This is a genomic window from Pseudoalteromonas rubra (genome assembly GCF_004212645.1).
In the GTDB taxonomy this organism is placed as follows: domain Bacteria; phylum Pseudomonadota; class Gammaproteobacteria; order Enterobacterales; family Alteromonadaceae; genus Pseudoalteromonas; species Pseudoalteromonas rubra_G.
The window spans coordinates 54365-70940 of the sequence record NZ_PPUZ01000036.1 but is presented as its reverse complement, the minus strand read 5'-3'; the positions used below and the strand labels follow the sequence as shown (position 1 = coordinate 70940).

The 16576-nt window shown below is 49.4% G+C and carries 10 protein-coding genes; 7 read left to right on the top strand and 3 right to left on the bottom strand.

Annotated elements, in window-relative coordinates:
* From C3B51_RS13625 to C3B51_RS13615, 3 genes are all read left to right on the top strand, one after another.
* Positions 1 to 3144 carry an efflux RND transporter permease subunit gene (locus C3B51_RS13625; protein ID WP_130245382.1) on the top strand — a complete coding sequence of 1048 codons (3144 nt, stop codon included), beginning with the start codon at positions 1 to 3 and terminating at the stop codon, positions 3142 to 3144.
* A 200-nt stretch (positions 3145 to 3344) separates the two neighbouring features.
* Entirely contained in the window at positions 3345 to 5696 is a 2352-nt protein-coding gene (locus tag C3B51_RS13620) for a hypothetical protein (RefSeq protein WP_130245381.1), read from the top strand.
* A gap of 162 nt (positions 5697 to 5858) precedes the next feature.
* Positions 5859 to 6296: a hypothetical protein gene (locus C3B51_RS13615; RefSeq protein WP_125719386.1), complete on the top strand. Its 438-nt coding sequence runs from the start codon at positions 5859 to 5861 to the stop codon at positions 6294 to 6296.
* A 122-nt stretch (positions 6297 to 6418) separates the two neighbouring features.
* Here C3B51_RS13615 and C3B51_RS13610 read toward each other — a convergent pair whose 3' ends face one another.
* Positions 6419 to 8683, bottom strand: a complete 2265-nt coding sequence (locus C3B51_RS13610; protein WP_130245380.1) for an acyl-CoA dehydrogenase — start codon at positions 8681 to 8683, stop codon at positions 6419 to 6421.
* Between the two features lie 148 nt (positions 8684 to 8831).
* Here C3B51_RS13610 and C3B51_RS13605 point away from each other — a divergent pair, with 148 nt between their 5' ends.
* The 4 genes from C3B51_RS13605 (at position 8832) to C3B51_RS13590 (ending at position 13019) form a co-directional block, all read left to right on the top strand.
* Complete coding sequence (locus tag C3B51_RS13605; RefSeq protein WP_125719563.1) at positions 8832 to 10643, top strand: M2 family metallopeptidase; 1812 nt, start codon at positions 8832 to 8834, stop codon at positions 10641 to 10643.
* A 118-nt stretch (positions 10644 to 10761) separates the two neighbouring features.
* Positions 10762 to 11571 carry an ABC transporter permease subunit gene (locus C3B51_RS13600; protein ID WP_125719382.1) on the top strand — a complete coding sequence of 270 codons (810 nt, stop codon included), beginning with the start codon at positions 10762 to 10764 and terminating at the stop codon, positions 11569 to 11571.
* On the top strand, positions 11568 to 12485 hold the full coding sequence (locus tag C3B51_RS13595) for an ABC transporter ATP-binding protein (protein WP_130245379.1): 918 nt from the start codon (positions 11568 to 11570) through the stop codon (positions 12483 to 12485). The genes C3B51_RS13600 and C3B51_RS13595 overlap by 4 nt, the downstream gene beginning before the upstream one ends.
* Positions 12486 to 12524: 39 nt before the next feature.
* The gene (locus C3B51_RS13590) at positions 12525 to 13019 is read left to right on the top strand and encodes a SixA phosphatase family protein (RefSeq protein WP_130245378.1); all 495 of its coding nucleotides are present in this window, start codon (positions 12525 to 12527) and stop codon (positions 13017 to 13019) included.
* A gap of 19 nt (positions 13020 to 13038) precedes the next feature.
* Here C3B51_RS13590 and sohB read toward each other — a convergent pair whose 3' ends face one another.
* Positions 13039 to 14052 carry a protease SohB gene (sohB, locus tag C3B51_RS13585; protein WP_125719376.1) on the bottom strand — a complete coding sequence of 338 codons (1014 nt, stop codon included), beginning with the start codon at positions 14050 to 14052 and terminating at the stop codon, positions 13039 to 13041.
* A gap of 72 nt (positions 14053 to 14124) precedes the next feature.
* Positions 14125 to 16542: a VolA/Pla-1 family phospholipase gene (locus tag C3B51_RS13580; protein WP_125719374.1), complete on the bottom strand. Its 2418-nt coding sequence runs from the start codon at positions 16540 to 16542 to the stop codon at positions 14125 to 14127.
* Between the last annotated feature and the right edge of the window lie 34 nt (positions 16543 to 16576).

Sequence of the window (16576 nt, the reverse complement as noted above, 5' to 3'; positions counted from 1 at the left end):
ATGGATGGCACACGTGAAAAAGGCTTAATCGCCTGGTTTGCCCGCAACCCGGTTGCGGCCAATCTGCTGATGATTTTTATTCTGGTGGGCGGTTTGCTTAGCGCCTTTACCATTCGCAAACAAATGTTTCCGCAGTTCGAGAATAACTGGCTGAGTGTTCAGGCGGTATATCCTGGCGCCGCGCCCCAGGAGGTCGAAGAAGGGATCACCATTAAAGTGGAAGAGTCGATGGAAGGGCTGGAAGGGATCAAACGTCTGATCACCTACTCCAACCGCGGCTTCTCGCAAACCTGGATTGAAGTGGAAGAAAAGTACGACCCGCAGGAAGTGCTCGACGAAGTCAAAATGCAGGTCGACTCCATTTCTACCTTTCCGGCTGGCATGGAGCGTCCAATCGTGCGCCGCGATAAGTTTGAACAGGAAGTCATGTGGCTGTCACTCAACGGCGATATGAACTTCCACCAGCTCAAGCAACTGGGTAATGAGATACACGATGAGATGCTCGCCCTGCCCGGCGTCAACCTGGTGGACTTCAACGGCGGCCTGAATTATGAGATCAGCATTGAGATAAGCCCCGACAGGCTGCGCGAATATGGCCTGACATTCAGAGATATTTCAGACGCAGTTAAAAGTTTCTCAGCTAATATGTCGGCAGGTCAGATCCGCTCAGACAATGGCTATATTTCCATGCGAGTCGAGAACCAAGCCTATCGGGGCCATGAGTTTGAACAGCTGCCCCTGCTGACACTCGCCGATGGTGCTCAGATCAAACTGGGCGATGTTGCGACTGTGACCGATGGCTTTGAAGAAGGCCTGTTGTATTCTCGCTACAACGGCCGTAACTCACTGGTATTTGAGGTGCGTGCGTCCAAAGATCAGGACATCACTAAAGTCGCTCAGGTGATGAAAACTTATCTAGCTGAGAAAGCAAATCAGCTGCCTCAGGGCGTCGAACTGGAACCCTTTATTGACTTGACCTACTACCTGGAAGGTCGCCTGAACATGATGATAGAAAACATGGCCTGGGGCGGCGTTTTGGTGATGCTGATGCTGGCGTTATTTTTAAGAGTGCGTTTGGCGTTTTGGGTCATGATGGGTTTGCCAGTCTCATTCCTTGGCGCCTTCTTGTTTATGCCGATGGGTATGCTGGATGTCACCATTAACCTGGCCTCACTATTTGCATTTATTCTCGTGCTTGGGATTGTGGTCGACGATGCCATTGTGGTTGGCGAATCCGCTCACGCGGAAATAGAAAAACACGGCCACAGCCTGGACAACGTGGTACGCGGCGTTAAGCGTGTTGCTATTCCGGCCACCTTTGGCGTACTCACTACAGTGGCCGCATTTTTACCTCAAACGTTTGCAACCGGTCCTGCCGCTGCATTCTCCAAAGCCATTGGTGGGGTCATTATTCTGTGCCTGCTATTCTCTTTGGTCGAATCTAAGCTGATCCTGCCAGCCCACCTGGCAGCAATGAAAGACCGCCCGGATAACCCTAAAAATCCGCTGCACCGTGCCAGAGCCTTGATTGATGGTGCGCTGAAAAACTTTATTGAAAACCTGTATCGCCCCTTTATTGAGCGCTGTATTCACTACCGTTACACTGTAATCGTTGGCTTCCTGTCTATCATCATTATCAGTGGTGGTATGTTTGCCGGTGGCCTGGTGAAGTTTGTGGCAAACCCGAAAATCCCCCACGACTTCCCGCGCATCACCATAGATATGAACTTGTCATCTTCCGAGTCAGCAACACTCGCAACAGCTAAAAAAGTTGAGCAGGTTATTCTCGATGTAGAGAAGCAAATTGAAGCGCAATACGGCACAAAGATGATCAAGGACTTGTCTGTCAATTTACGTGGCAGAACCACCGCATCGATCATGGCCATTCTGGTTGAACCCCATCAACGTCCGATAGACACCTTTGCATTGAGCGCACTGTGGCGGGAAAACATGCCACCCCTGCCCGGCGTAAAATCCCTGAATATTCAGGACAGCATCATGAATGGTGGCCGGGATGATGGTGATATTAGCTTCCGCCTTGAAGGCAAAGATAAAAAAGCACTGCAAGAGGTTGCAGGTAAACTTAAAGAAAAGCTGCGTACCATTGCTGGTGTGGGCGATGTCAATGACTCTATGCAATCGAGCACCGAAGAAGTGCAGCTAGAACTTAAACCACTGGCTTACAGCATGGGTCTGACCCTGGCCGATGTCGCCTCTCAGGTCAACTTTAGTTATTACGGCCTCGAAGCACAACGGATCCTGCGCCGCGGCGAAGAGATCAAAGTCATGATCCGCTACCCTCAAGAGCAGCGCAACACCATCAGTGATATTCAGGCTGTCCGGATCATCACGCCCAGTGGTGCCGAAGTACCGCTTGGCGAAATCGCCGATATTAACCTGGTCGAAGGGGTCAACCGCATCCGTCGCGAAAATGCTAAGCGGACAATCAACGTATGGGCTTCGGTAGACACAGATCAGGCCGAGCCGTTTAAGATTGCCGAGGAGATCCGTGATGAATACCTACCTTCTCTATTGCAAAGCTACCCTGGCGTAAGCAGTAGCGTTGCCGGGCGGATTCAGGAAGAAATGGACAGCGTAGCCGAGCAAATTCGTGACTTCGCTTTGTCGTTGATGATTATCTTTGCACTGCTGGCTATTCCGTTGCGCTCATATTCTCAACCAATCCTGATCATGTCCGTGATCCCCTTTGGCGTAGTCGGTGCCGTGTTTGGTCACATGGTACTTGGTATGACCATGAGTAGCCTGTCGTTCTTTGGCATCATTGCGGTCGCAGGCGTGGTCGTTAACGACTCGCTGGTGATGGTGGATTTTGTCAACAAGGCGCGAGAGCAAGGTATGAGCATAAAAGAGGCCGTTGTTGAAGCTGGCTGCAAACGTTTCAGAGCGATTTTGTTAACCTCACTGACCACCTTTATCGGCCTGGTTCCAATCCTGCTCGAAACCAGCCTGCAGGCACAAATTGTTATTCCTATGGCTGTTTCACTGGCTTTTGGCGTGTTGTTTGCGACCGTGATCACCCTTATTTTAATCCCTTGCCAATATGTGGCACTGGAAGATCTCAAGCGCATCATCAAACGCATTAAAAAGCCAGAGACAAGCTCAGAAACATTGCAGCAAAGCTAACATTTTTTAATCATAGTACTACCCAACCCACCAAGCCCGATGCCACATCGGGCTTTTTATTTGTGCCTATTTTAATCTCATAACGTTTAATTTTGTTGATTAGAGTATAAACACAAACTCACAAATAAACGTTTCCAAAATTGCTCCTTAATGAGGTAACCTGATTGCTGAGATGAAAACGCAATAAAAAGGAATGAATAATGCGAAATTATTTACTGCTATCTACTTTTGGGATCCTCGCTGCCTGTGGCGGTTCCTCATCTGGTGATGAAAAGGCATCGCCTGTAAACAATGATAATCGACAAACCGTCAATCAGGCACCCACAGTCAGCCTGCAAGGCAAAACACTCGTAACCTCAGGAGATTTACTATCTCTAACGACTACCGTGACAGATCCAGAAAATGATGCTGTAACAGGTAAATGGACCAGTTCCCTGCCCGGTGTGAAATTTATTGAGGCCGATGGCAACACACATCATGTCTCCTTTCCTGACGTCGAAGAGCAGACTCAGGTCACGCTGACATATACAGTAACAGACAGTCAAAACAACCAGGCAAGTAAAACCTGGCAGGTGACGGTGATGCCTAAATCTTCAGCCGGACACATTGAGCTTGCAGACACAGTGACACTTGCTGGCGGCGGTCATGCGGCCATTACCGCGGCCTTTGCGATGACATCAGATATTGAAAAAATCAACTGGCGTACCGAAGGCTTTGAGCTAACCCATACTCAAACCGAATCGAGTCATGACTCGCGCGCAGGCCAAAGTACCCTGAGTATTGATTTGCCAACGGTTACGCAAACCCAACTCTTTGACATCATTTTTGAAGTTACCACCAGTGAAGGCATAGTCACTAAAACCATCAAAGCGACCTTAGCACCGGAATCTGAACCATCGCTCAGTGTTATCCTGCCTGAGCAAATTGTTATTAATGAAAAAAGCACTCATACCATTCTGGCTGCCATTACCCGTACCGATGACATCATCAGTTATGATTGGCAGTGGCAAGGCACACCTGCTCCTGCTCAGCAGACTCAGGGACAGCCTTTTTATACCTTTAAAGCCCCTGAGCTTAGTGAGACCCAATCCTTTAAACTGCTGCTCAGCGTGACGATGAAAGGCAATATCCAACAAACAGCCGAAACATCTGTTGTGGTAGAGCACGTGACCGACCTCAATGCCATTGAGCTTTCTTTAGACCGACTGTACGCGGCACCTGGGCAGACGATCACCGTGACACCTAACCTGACAAATTTCGAAGATGTCGAAAGCGTTTCATGGCTGGTTCACGACTTTAATGAAGATTTACTCCAGAAGTCGAACGAAAAACTGGTGATCACTATCCCTGATGAAGATGCCTTCCAGACTTCTCCATTGGTGGAGTACAAAGTGAAGCTCAAAAGTGGTGCTGAGAAATCGGCTTTTGCTAATTTCAGCTATGTAAGCAGAACAGTAGCCGAAGATCTGCTGAAGGTAAAAGATCCCGGGGAGTTTTCGATTTATCCGGATTACCCCACCACTTTAGGGCTGGAATTTCATAGCGACCTTGATATAGAGGAAGTGACAGTTTCAAGCATTGATTATGAGCCTTATGACAGTCTTGAATGGACCCTCGAAGGCCACAATTTAACGCTGAACCTAAACAAGAAAACAATTTCTCGCAAAGGCCTCACTACAATTAAGATCACCGCTAAAGCCGGTGATGTTGTGGGCGAACGTATGATTATGGGAACAGCTTATCAAGCCCTTGTCGTCCCCTACGCAGGCGTACAAGAGACCTATATAATGGGCAGTGAAGCGCATGTCTTTGGCCAAGTTTTCCACCTGAATGACAAGCAAAACTTGCCAAGTCACTGGCAGGCGGAAAACACCAGCGACAGGGTAACCATTAAACAGGTATCGGATACCAGCGCATCTATCAAATACAATGGCCGAACAGAGGGCACCCTGACATTCGAATTTCACGCCACAGATGAGCATGACCAGACCGATCACAGCGATGTCGAACTAAGATATAAGAGCAGTCACACCTTCCGGGGTGATGACTATGTTTGTAAGGTGACGGATGGTGAATTTGAATCTTGTCGTGAAGGTGGTTATGGCCAACCACTTACTTTGACCGCACCAGCAGAACTTAAACAAGTGATAACTAAAGGCGACTATGCCTGCCTACTGGGTAATTATGGCTCTGTTGTTTGTAATGCTAAAGGTGACAACCCAGTGAAAAACGTGCCAGCACAATTAGTTGCAACAAAACTTAACGCCGTCGACGAGAATAATGTATGTGCTCAGTTGAGTAATGCCAGCTGGCAGTGCTGGGGGACTCGAGGCGTTGAGCTGACCGACTTGCTGGCCGAAAATGCAACCGTACATAAAGTGCAGGCAAACGGGGCACTCACCTGCCTGGTCAGCAACAAAGACATAAAATGTTATGAAGGTGACACACAAACCAAATTAATCGAAGGTGTATTACCGCAAGACTTATTCATCTATACCAGAGAAATTTGCTACCGAACTAGTCGCGGTACTCTTAAATGTGATATAGAATAATCTAACTTTCAAACAGTTGTGGTAGATGCCGCAACTGTTTACCGCCTGCCTTCCCACCTACAGTATTCCCCCTTTGTACATCCTATATTTTACCAGCCTACACTTTACAAAAGCCCTTTTAGAAGACAAACTAAAGTCATAACCAGCTGAATTACGACTAATATGAAATTCTTACTTACTTTTTCAACTGTCATCCTATTGATGTTGTCTGGCTGTGGTGGAGACGATGCGGCCAGTGGAGACAAAAATACCCCGGGATATGCGGCAACTGTCTTCTTTGATGCATTATACAATAAGAAAGATATGGAGCTGGCACTTAGCCGCTCGACACCGCGAATGGGCAGGATCATGCGATCGTACGGCACCCCCTCTCAGTTCGCCAGAAATCTGGTAAACATGCAGTACGATCAAGTCACCATTGAAGTGGACATGACCAACCAGAGTTTACGCGAACAATATGGCAACGAGGCGCGGATCAACCTCATTTTTACTGGTATGCTGCACGGCGAGCAAGTCGACGATATGCGCAGCGTTCAGCTTGTTAAGCGCAAAGGTGAATGGTACGTAGATAAAATTAACGCCGATCCGTTTGCTCGCTAAATTCGCGCCTAACGTCCATACAATACAGAGTAACGATTAACTATATGTTTGTGAGCCAGAGAAGCCTGGCTCACCCTACCTGGCTGTAGCAATAAAATCCACCCGCTAAATAGCCCTCCGTTTTAACTCTGCTCATCCACACTCAACGCCTGACGGCTAGATTCAAACCAGCTAACCAGTAACTCCCGCTCTTCTTCATCCAGAATGCACTCTTCCACCGCCAACGCTAATTGCTCTTCGGTGTTGAGTGCCAGTAGTTTTACCTGATGTGCTTTTTGCCAGCGTTCAAACTTGTGCAACCCTTGCTCGCACTTGGGAAACAATTTAAAAGCTTGCTCTAATGCCTCCAGTCCGGCGTGACCTGAGGTATCACATAAATTGCTGACCCGTGCTAACGTTAGCTTATTGTGATAAAGACTGTAACAAAGCTCAGTGATTAGTTGATCCGAAGGCCCGCCAATGCTTGGGCCAAAAGGCATAAACCACCGCTTCACCAAGGTTTTTAAACCTTTGGGGGCAAAATTATCAATAAACCCGCTATAAGCCTGCTCAAACGCATTCAGATGAAAGTGCATTGCATAATGTAGCAGTGGCAAATCACTGCGCTGGCGCCCATCATCTTCAAACTTCTTCAATACACATGATCCCAGATAAAGCTGACTGAGCATGTCACCAAGGCGAGCTGAGCGCATTTCCTGAAGCTTAAGTTTGCCCCCAAGTACCAGCATTGCCAGGTCGCTTAAGACTGCCAATATCTGGCTGTACCAGGTAAGCGTTTTGTAATAATGTGCCACCTCGCCGGCTACGGGCGCGGAAGAAAGCACTCCACAAGTAACTCCGTTAAAGGTGGCTTTAAGAAAAGTTTTACTGCTATGGGCCAGATGCTGCACAAGTACCTTGTCAAACTGCTGTAAAGCGATGTCTGCATCTTGCTCCTGCGCTGCCGCCATTTCTTTTAGCACATAAGGGTGGCAGCGCGTGGCGCCCTGACCAAAGATCATCAGGTTGCGTGTCAGGATATTGGCTCCCTCGACCGTGATGCTGATGGGCATGCCCTGATAGTGGAGCGCAAGATAATTCAGCGGACCACGCTGGATGGCTTTGCCACCGTGTAAGTCCATGGCATCATTAATTGCGATCCGCGCCATTTCCGTCAGGTGGTATTTAGCAATCGCTGTGATCACCGCCGGACTCTTATTAAGGTCGATGGCCATGGCGGTATTTTGCCTCGTAGCCTCTATGCTGTAACTTAGTCCCGCCACTCGCCCCAGCGCGGCCTGCACACCTTCGAATCGCCATAAAGGCTGTTTAAACTGTCGCCTGACACTGCAATACGCCGTGCTTGATCTGGCGCTTAACTGCGCGGTTCCCGCGCTTAACGCCGGAAGTGAGATCCCGCGCCCTGCACTCAGGCAAGACACCAGCATACGCCAGCCTTTACCAATACCGTCAACATCGCCGATGACCCAGTGCATTGGAATAAAAACGCCCTCTCCCCGGGTTGTGCCATTCATAAAGGCCAGCCCCATTGGGTCATGCCTCGGGCCTACTTCAACCCCATTATGGTCTGTGGGGATCAAAGCACAGGTGATCCCCAATTCCGTTGTCTCGGATAACAACTGGTCGGGGTCATACACTTTAAAGGCAAGCCCCAACACCGAGGCCACCGGTGCCAAAGTGATATAACGCTTTTGCCAGGTGACTTTCAGCCCTAAAGTCATTTCCCCCTCAAACTCTTGTTTGCACACCACAGCAAAGTCGGTAATACCACCAGCATCTGAGCCTGCATCTAGCGAGGTTAACGCAAAACAAGGCAGCGCAGAGCCATCGGCCAGCTTGGGCAACCAGGTTTGCTGCTGTTGTGGTGTGCCAAAGTGCAGCAACAGCTCGGCCGGGCCAAGGCTGTTTGGCACCATAACGGTTACTGCGGTCGACAAGCTGCGAGTGGCAATCTGCGCCACGATGGCGGAGTTTGCCTGAGCACTGAAGGCTTTGCCGCCAAATTTCTCAGGAATAATAAAGGCAAAAAACCCCTTTTCTTTCAAATACTGCCATACCTCAGGCGGCAAGTCGCCATCCGCGTAGATCTGGTTTTCATCTAGCATCGACATCAGTTGTGCCAGTTCATGTTCGATAAAATCAAGCTCCCGCTCGCTCAGTGCCGGCTTGCCCGTTTGCAACCACTGCGACCAGTCGGGTTTGCCGCTAAATAAGCTTGCATCCCACCAGGTATCTCCGGCCTCCATCGCTTCGCGCTCAGTCTGCGATAACTGAGGCAATGCCCGCTTAAAATAAGCCAGGGCAGGACTTGAAACCAGCTTAAGCCTGACTTCTTTGACATAAAAAATAAAACACACAGCAATGATGAGCAGTATCAGTAACCACATAATATCGGCACCTCCCGGTTGATGGCGCTTTAAGTATGGAACAAATGTCGCTTATCTCAATATTTTCGCCCTGCTCATGCGACGCGAATTGTCGCAGCCAGTCGACGCTGGTATCATCGAGTTTCTAATAACGATAATTGGAACAATGATGGCACTACAATTCAAACTCAGCCTGGGCGCCCTCGTGGTTGCCGGGGCACTCTCACTGAGTGGATGTAACTCAACAAGCACGTCAACCCTGACCGAAAAAGACGCAGAAGCATTTCTAACCAAAGCAGAAAAAGAACTGCAAGACCTCAGCTATCGCAGTGCGCGTTCAGCCTGGATCTATGCCAACTTTATTACAGAAGACACCGCTTCTTTAGCCGCTGACGTTAATCAGGAATACACCGAAAAGCTGGTTGCACTGGCCAATGAAGCGGCCAAGTTTGACGAGCTGGAACTCAGTTACGACAACCGCCGTAAGCTAGACAAGCTTAAACTCAACCTGACCTTACCGGCACCAAAAGATGCTGAAAAAACGGCAGAGCTGGCTAAGCTGTCTGCTGAGCTGGATGGCATGTACGGTAAAGGCAAATACTGTAAAGACGGCAACTGCATGAGTCTTGGCGAAATGACGGCCAAAATGGCCAACAGCCGTGACTATGCAGAATTGCTGGATGTGTGGCAGGGCTGGCGTCAGGTTTCTCCACAGATGCGTCCTTTGTATAAAGACCTGGTTTCTCTCGCAAATGAAGGCGCACAGGAGCTGGGATACCGTGACACCGGCGCGATGTGGCGCAGCAAATATGACATGCCGGCCGACGACTTTGCGAAAGAACTTGACCGCATCTGGGGCCAGGTAAAGCCTTTATATGACTCACTCCACTGTCACGTTCGTGCCAAGCTTGGCGAAAAGTATGGCGAAGACAAAGTGCCTCAGGACCAGCCAATTCCGGCACACCTGTTAGGCAACATGTGGGCACAGCAATGGGGCAATATCTACGACCTGGTTGCACCTGAAAATGCCGATCCGGGCTATAACGTGACTGAGTTGCTTGAAAAGCATAACTACGACGAAATTAAAATGGTTAAAGGCGCCGAGAAGTTCTTCACTTCAATGGGCTTTGAGCCGCTGCCAGAAACATTCTGGACTCGCTCACTTTTCACTAAGCCTCAGGACCGTGACGTACAGTGTCATGCATCCGCCTGGAACCTGGATAACAAAGACGATCTGCGTATCAAGATGTGTATCCAGCGCACTGGCGAAGAATTCTCGGTTATTCACCACGAGTTAGGCCACAACTTCTATCAGCGCGCCTACAACAAGCTACCGCTGTATTATCAGGAAAGTGCCAACGATGGTTTCCACGAAGCAATCGGTGACACCATAGCGTTGTCGGTAACGCCTGGTTACCTTAAAGAGATTGGCCTGCTGGATCAGGTGCCTGACGAGTCAAAAGACATTGGCCTGCTGATGAAAATGGCATTAGATAAAATTGCCTTTATTCCTTTTGGCCTGTTAGTTGACCAATGGCGCTGGAAAGTATACTCCGGCGAAATCAGTCCGGCTGAGTACAACCAAGCCTGGTGGGAATTACGCGAGAAGTATCAGGGCCTTCAGGCGCCTGTTGCACGTACCGAAAACGACTTTGACCCAGGTGCGAAATACCACGTACCAGGCAACGTACCTTATACGCGCTACTTCTTGGCACACATTCTTCAATTTGAATTCCACAAAGCTTTGTGTGAAATTTCAGGTAATAAAGAAGCCATTCACCGCTGCTCTGTGTACAACTCAAAAGAAGCCGGTGAGCGCTTAAATGCCATGCTAGAAATGGGCAGCAGCCGCCCATGGCAAGAAGCACTGGAAAGCGTTACAGGCAGTAAGCAAATGGATGCCACCGCTATCCTGGATTACTTTGCCCCGCTTCAGAGCTATCTGGACGAGCAAAACAAAAACCGCCAGTGCGGTTGGTAATCAACGCCAAAACGAAAGGAGCCTGAGGGCTCCTTTTTTATCCGCCACACTCTGAAACAATTCTCCGCTTTTCCATCCTCTGACTTTTGCGTTAAGGTAGGCGCAAAAGGAGTGCACTATGTCACTAAAAAGAATCATATTACTCAGTCAGTTTGAACTGACACGTTTGTTTGCCACAAAACGTGGCTGGCTTGCCCTGGCGGCCTTTTCTATGGTTTGGCTCATCATATTACGCTACCCCATCTATCACGCAGTTTCCGTACTCAGAAGTCCCGAATTCTCTGATATTGCCATTCAAGTTGCCGGTTCTATTGGCCTCTATCAGCTGGTGCGCTGGCCTGAGGCTGAGTTATCGGTTTACTGGATCATCGCCCTATTCACGTTTCCATTGTTCACCTTGTTCGTCAGTGCAGATCAGACCGTCGAGGATGCAAAGCGAGGCACGCTCCGATTTCTGACATTACGTGCCAGCCGCGCAGAACTTTTGTTGGGGCGCTTCACCGGTCAGGTGCTCGTGCTATTTGCTCTCATAACGGTCTCCGTTTTGGCGGCCTGGCTGTTAATGTTGACTCGTGATACCGCTTTGCTGTTTAGCGGGTTGCTCAAAGTGGTCGTTATCATTGCGCTATTGGCTCTGACCACCTTGCCCTTTATTGCACTGATGGCACTGCTTAACCTGCTCGCCAGTTCAGCCCGATTGAGTATTATTTATGCCACCTTGTTGTTCACTGTGGGCAATCTGCTGATAGGTTATCTGGCAAGCCATATTGAAGCTGCACACTGGTTGTATTATGCCCTTCCGGGCGTGCACATCAGCCGCATAGCGCCCTGGTACGACATTAACTTGCTGTCCATCGCCACCCCTGTGCTGCAATCCGTGGCGCTTTTGAGCGTCGCCTACTGGCTAATCAAGAGGAAAGATCTATGAACCCTGCTACTTCCATCGCGATTGAGGTCTGTGGTCTGACAAAGCGATTTGCTCAGAAACGTGCACTGGATGACGTCAGTTTCTCTATAAATGCTGGCAGTACCATTGCTCTGGTAGGCCCAAATGGCGCAGGCAAGACCACTTTATTCAGTATCTTGTGCGGTTTTTTGCAAGCTGACTCGGGCACTGTTCGAGTCTTTGGCCACACGCCGGGCGACAGCGCTCTGTTCGGGGTGCTCAGTGCTTTGCCACAGGATGCGCAGCTGGATCCGCGCTTTTCGGTAGGTAAACAACTGACCTTTTACGGCCAGCTGCAAGGATTAAATCGCCGTGAGGCGCAGCGTGAAACAGCTCGCGTTCTTGAGTTAGTCGACCTCAGTGAGCAACTGAATGCCAAAGCATCAGAGTTGTCACATGGGATGAGAAAACGCATCTGCATCGCACAGGCGCTGATTGGACAACCCAAAGTCGTGTTGCTGGACGAAGCAACAGCCGGGCTGGATCCCCTTAATGCAAAAGCTATCCGCTCATTGATTGCTGATTTGAGTAAAGACATCACCTTTATGCTCAGCTCCCATGACTTGAGTGAGCTGGAGCGCTTATGTGACACTGTGCTTTACCTCGAACAAGGCAAGCTCACCAGTCATCAGAGATATGCACAAAACGAGTCTGACACGGCCTTCCTGACCCTCCAGGTGCAACAGTTAACTGAGCAAATGAAGGAGCAGATTGCGCATCTCAGTGGGGTTAAAAACGTCAGACAATCTCAGTCCGATGAATTTGTCATTGAGTATGATATCAGCCACAAGGCGCTGGATATTGCCTTGCTGGAGTTATGTCATCATCATGGCTGGCGATACAAGCAGCTCATAAACGGCAACACGCTCGAAAACCAGCTGTTCGCAACACCTTGAGCTACACTAACAAAGGTATTACATGCAGCCAGGTGAACTATGAATAAAATACTCAGACTTATTCGCCATGCAAAATCAAGCTGGCAGGACGCTCAGCTGCATGATATCGACCGGCCACTTAAACCTAAAGGTGTGCGCCGCTCACTGGCACTGGCCGAACAGCTTGGTCCGCTTCCACAAACACACATATTTACCAGTCCGGCACGCCGGGCGCTGGATACCGCCCACATTTTCCATGCAGAGTGTCAGGTAAGCAAGGCTGTTGAAGTGATCCCGGCACTTTATACCTTTGATGCAACGGATCTGATGGATTGTTTGCACTTGCTACCAGATGAGTGCTCTGATGTTACTGTAGTTGGCCATAATCCGGCAATGACAATACTGGTCAATCAACTCAGTGGTCATCAGTTTGATAACCTGGTCACTGCCGGTTATGTGGAGCTGAACCTGCAAAGTGCACACTGGCACAAAATAGCGGAAAAAAACGTCACATTAGAGCGCTTTATCCTCAGGCCTGAGCTGGGCAATGCGTAAACCGCACTGCCCGGATGGTTTAGTAGCTTGATTTTTGCCACTTGGAGAACAGGCGCATCGCCCCTTTTTCAAGACTAAGACTCACGCCAATCCCGAGCTTTTCTGCCATCGATTTTTTCAGTTTATAGCGCACCTTGTAAAGCTGATGGGCTTGATTTAAATCTAACAACAGGTCGTCGCTGGTGCGAATTTCATCCACCAGTGCAAACTCATGAGCATGGGTCGCCAGCCAGTGCTCTCCGGTTGCCACTTTGTCTATGTCCATATTGGGTCGGTTGTCGCTAACAAAACGCTTGAACAAACCATGGGTATGTTCGATTTCTTCACGAAACTTTTCGCGTCCCTTATCGGTATTTTCACCAAACAGGGTCAGCGTGCGCTTGTACTCTCCGGCTGTAATTTGTTCATAATCAATGTCATTCTTTTTAAGCAACTTGTTAAAGTTAGGCAACTGAGCAATAACGCCAATAGAACCAACAATCGCAAACGGCGCAGCAATGATTTTATCTGCCACACAGGCCATCATATAACCCCCGCTGGCTGCAACTTTATCTACACATACCGTCAGTGGCAGCCCGGCATCCTTGATACGTTGCAACTGAGAGGCAGCCAGGCCATATCCATGCACAACCCCGCCACCACTTTCCAGGTTAATCACAACCTGATCCTGCTTAGCATCAGCAATCGTTAAGATAGCCGTCACTTCTTCTCTGAGGTTTTCCACTTCATGGGCATCCATGCTGCCGCTAAACTCAACGACAAACACGCGCTTTTTATCTTCTTCAGCCTGGTCTGATTGCGCTTTTTTCTGCTGCTTTTGATGCGCTTTGAGCGCTTTTTTGTCCAGCGTTTGCGCCAGAAATTGCTCTTTTGCCTCGTCCAGACGTTTAGACAAATCGGTCAGCTCGATTTCACCGGACTGAGAACTTGGCTTGTGGCTTGCTGCAACAATCATGGCGATGACTGCACCAAGTGCAGCGACCAGAGTTACCGCTTTGGCCAAAAATAATCCGTACTCGTATAAAAATGCCAACTTTCTACTCCTGAAATTTAAGTAAAAAAAAGCCGCTAAAACAGCGGCTTTTTCATAATCTCTCAAATGCGATTATTTTGCAATAACAGCATCATTGGTGATTGGTAGCATCAGGCCTTTTGATGCCAGGAAAGTAGCCAGTTGTTTCTGGATTTCCATTGTTACCGCTGCATGGCCTTCAGCTGTTCCGCCGGAGCGCTCGTCAAAGCTGGTGGTCAGCAGCGAGCTGTGGTGGCCCTGACTGAACTTAACCACATAGCTGCCAGCTGTACCATCGACTTCTGGAGACTCTGAAACCGTCTTTAGTCCCATCAAAGCGGCCATTGGCAAACTACCAGACAGCGGGTTGCTTTGAGTTGAAGGTGGAATAACCTGATCTTCTTTGTTGCCGTTCTCACCGCCTACAACTACGCCCATGTACATAGGCGTGCCCAGCGCGTTAACAGCGCCTGCGTAGTTAATCGGATCCGCGCTGCCGAGTACGCTTTGCGCGGCGTAAGCGAACTGCGTGACCGTTGCATCAATTGCACCCAGTGCAACTGTGTCACCGTTGGCCTCTAACTGTGCCGTAAAGGTTGAGTATGCACAGTTTGCAAACGCACCAGCATCCGTCGCGAATTGACCACAGTCTGTAATCGCACCTTCTCCAAGGTAAGCATTAAACTGTTTTGATACCGCCAAATCTGTTGCAGCAGACAGTACAGCGCTTTTCACCACAGGGCCGAACGAAGCCGACTCCACCAGGAAGTTAGCAATGCCTGAACCGCCGCTTGATAGCGCACCGGCTTTTACATTGAACAAGGCATCAACCTGCTCATCCAGTGGCGTATTGGCCAAAGCGATGAAACCTGGTCCTACGACTGAGCCCAGTGAGTGGCCAATGAAGCTGACTTCCTGAGTATTGAACAGTAAAGGAACCGCGGTTGCCTGGTTAATAAAGTTCAGGCCCAAACGCAGACCGAGTAGGTCGGCTGTTGACTGACGCAGGTTATCACGGGCAACTAACAGCGATTGCAGGTTCATATAGTGCAGCACACTCTTAGTCGACGCATTGAAGTCGTCTTCACCGTCGCCATCTACATCAATACCGCGTTCACCATGCAGCGGGTGGTCAATTGCAACGGTCGCAAAACCTGCCTGGGTTAGTGCCAGTGTCAGACCTAACATGTCTTCTTTTTTACTGGTAATACCGTGTTGCATAATAACGACTGGCCAACCCGTTTCAGGGCGGTTTGTCTCATCTGCTGGCATAGTGATCTGCACCGGGATGTTATTCGCGCCCAGGGCTTTTGGAATTGGGTTGTATTTACTGACAAACTTATGCTGATCCAGGCCTAAGTCTCTTAAACGGCCACCAGAGAGGGCATTACACAGGGTATCGTTGCCTTCTTTGAGCTCAGGTGTGCCACCGGTTGCCTGAATATAACCGGCAACCGCTGCCGCGTTATCACACTGAGCCTGCCAGTAGGTATCTGCCAGCGCAGCGTCTTCTTTCGCCTGCGGCTCTCCCAGGTAACGTGGTAACACAACATTACCTTTAAGGTATCTGACCGAACGGTATAAAGGTCTTACCTGCTCTGGTAAACGCTCTCCCAACACATCGGCAACGGTTAGACCATCCGCTGGTTGCTGACCCACACTCAATACCGGTCTTTGATCAGTTGTCAAAGAGGCTGCCAGTAGCTGTTTAACTGCGCCCATCACCTCAAAGGTTGAATGCGTTGTCATCGCCGCAGAGAAAATGATTTCTTCACTGGTCACTGTACCAAGCGAGGTCACCGCATTTTCATAGCTTTTCACAACCGCTTGCAGGCCCTTTTGTGCAGGCGTCACCAAAGGTGCATCTTGCTTAAGCAAAGTATAGGTTGATGACGGTGCAACACTACCCGAACTGTCTTTCAGGCCCGTTGTTAATACTGTGATATAGGTAGTCGCCGACTTGAGCGGTTTCATAGGGATCACATTGATGCTCTTGCCGTCCGCGCCCAACTTAGCAATAAAGTCACCCTGTAGACCATTGGTCAGCTCGGCAACCCCTTTACAGGCGATCCCGGCCGGCACCGTTGCACAGTCCTGATCTGTCAGGCTGGCACCCATAACCACTTCAAAAATTCTCACCGCGCCTGGCGTTGATACACTGGCGGCGTCAATTTCAACACCCGCAGGTACTGTCAAATCGATAGCAAACGGCATTTGCGTGGACCAACCATCCAATGCGCCTATAGCCAGTGAAGGGTCGGCATAATGTGCACGCTGAACTTTGACAGAGCCGTCATCGTTCAGCTCGCCTGGGATATTGAGCGTGCCGTCCTTCGTGCCGTTAAACAGCAGATCGTTAGGCACAGAAATCACCCCATTTGATGGGTCGAATTTAATCGAGGCGCTGGGTGTTACAGCTGTGCTTTCTTGTTTTACATCTTCAAGGGTTTCACCGCCGCCACAACCTGCTAAGGCTGCAGAAACCGCGAGTGAGAGTAGCATTTTTTTCATTTATTTGGCTCCGACATAATCTTATTATTATTCT

Coding starts and splice junctions, on each gene's coding strand:
- C3B51_RS13625 (WP_130245382.1), top strand. CDS start 1: ATGGATGGCACACGTGAAAAAGGCTTAATCGCCTGGTTTGCCCGCAAC.
- C3B51_RS13620 (WP_130245381.1), top strand. CDS start 3,345: ATGCGAAATTATTTACTGCTATCTACTTTTGGGATCCTCGCTGCCTGT.
- C3B51_RS13615 (WP_125719386.1), top strand. CDS start 5,859: ATGAAATTCTTACTTACTTTTTCAACTGTCATCCTATTGATGTTGTCT.
- C3B51_RS13610 (WP_130245380.1), bottom strand. CDS start 8,683: ATGTGGTTACTGATACTGCTCATCATTGCTGTGTGTTTTATTTTTTAT.
- C3B51_RS13605 (WP_125719563.1), top strand. CDS start 8,832: ATGGCACTACAATTCAAACTCAGCCTGGGCGCCCTCGTGGTTGCCGGG.
- C3B51_RS13600 (WP_125719382.1), top strand. CDS start 10,762: ATGTCACTAAAAAGAATCATATTACTCAGTCAGTTTGAACTGACACGT.
- C3B51_RS13595 (WP_130245379.1), top strand. CDS start 11,568: ATGAACCCTGCTACTTCCATCGCGATTGAGGTCTGTGGTCTGACAAAG.
- C3B51_RS13590 (WP_130245378.1), top strand. CDS start 12,525: ATGAATAAAATACTCAGACTTATTCGCCATGCAAAATCAAGCTGGCAG.
- C3B51_RS13580 (WP_125719374.1), bottom strand. CDS start 16,542: ATGAAAAAAATGCTACTCTCACTCGCGGTTTCTGCAGCCTTAGCAGGT.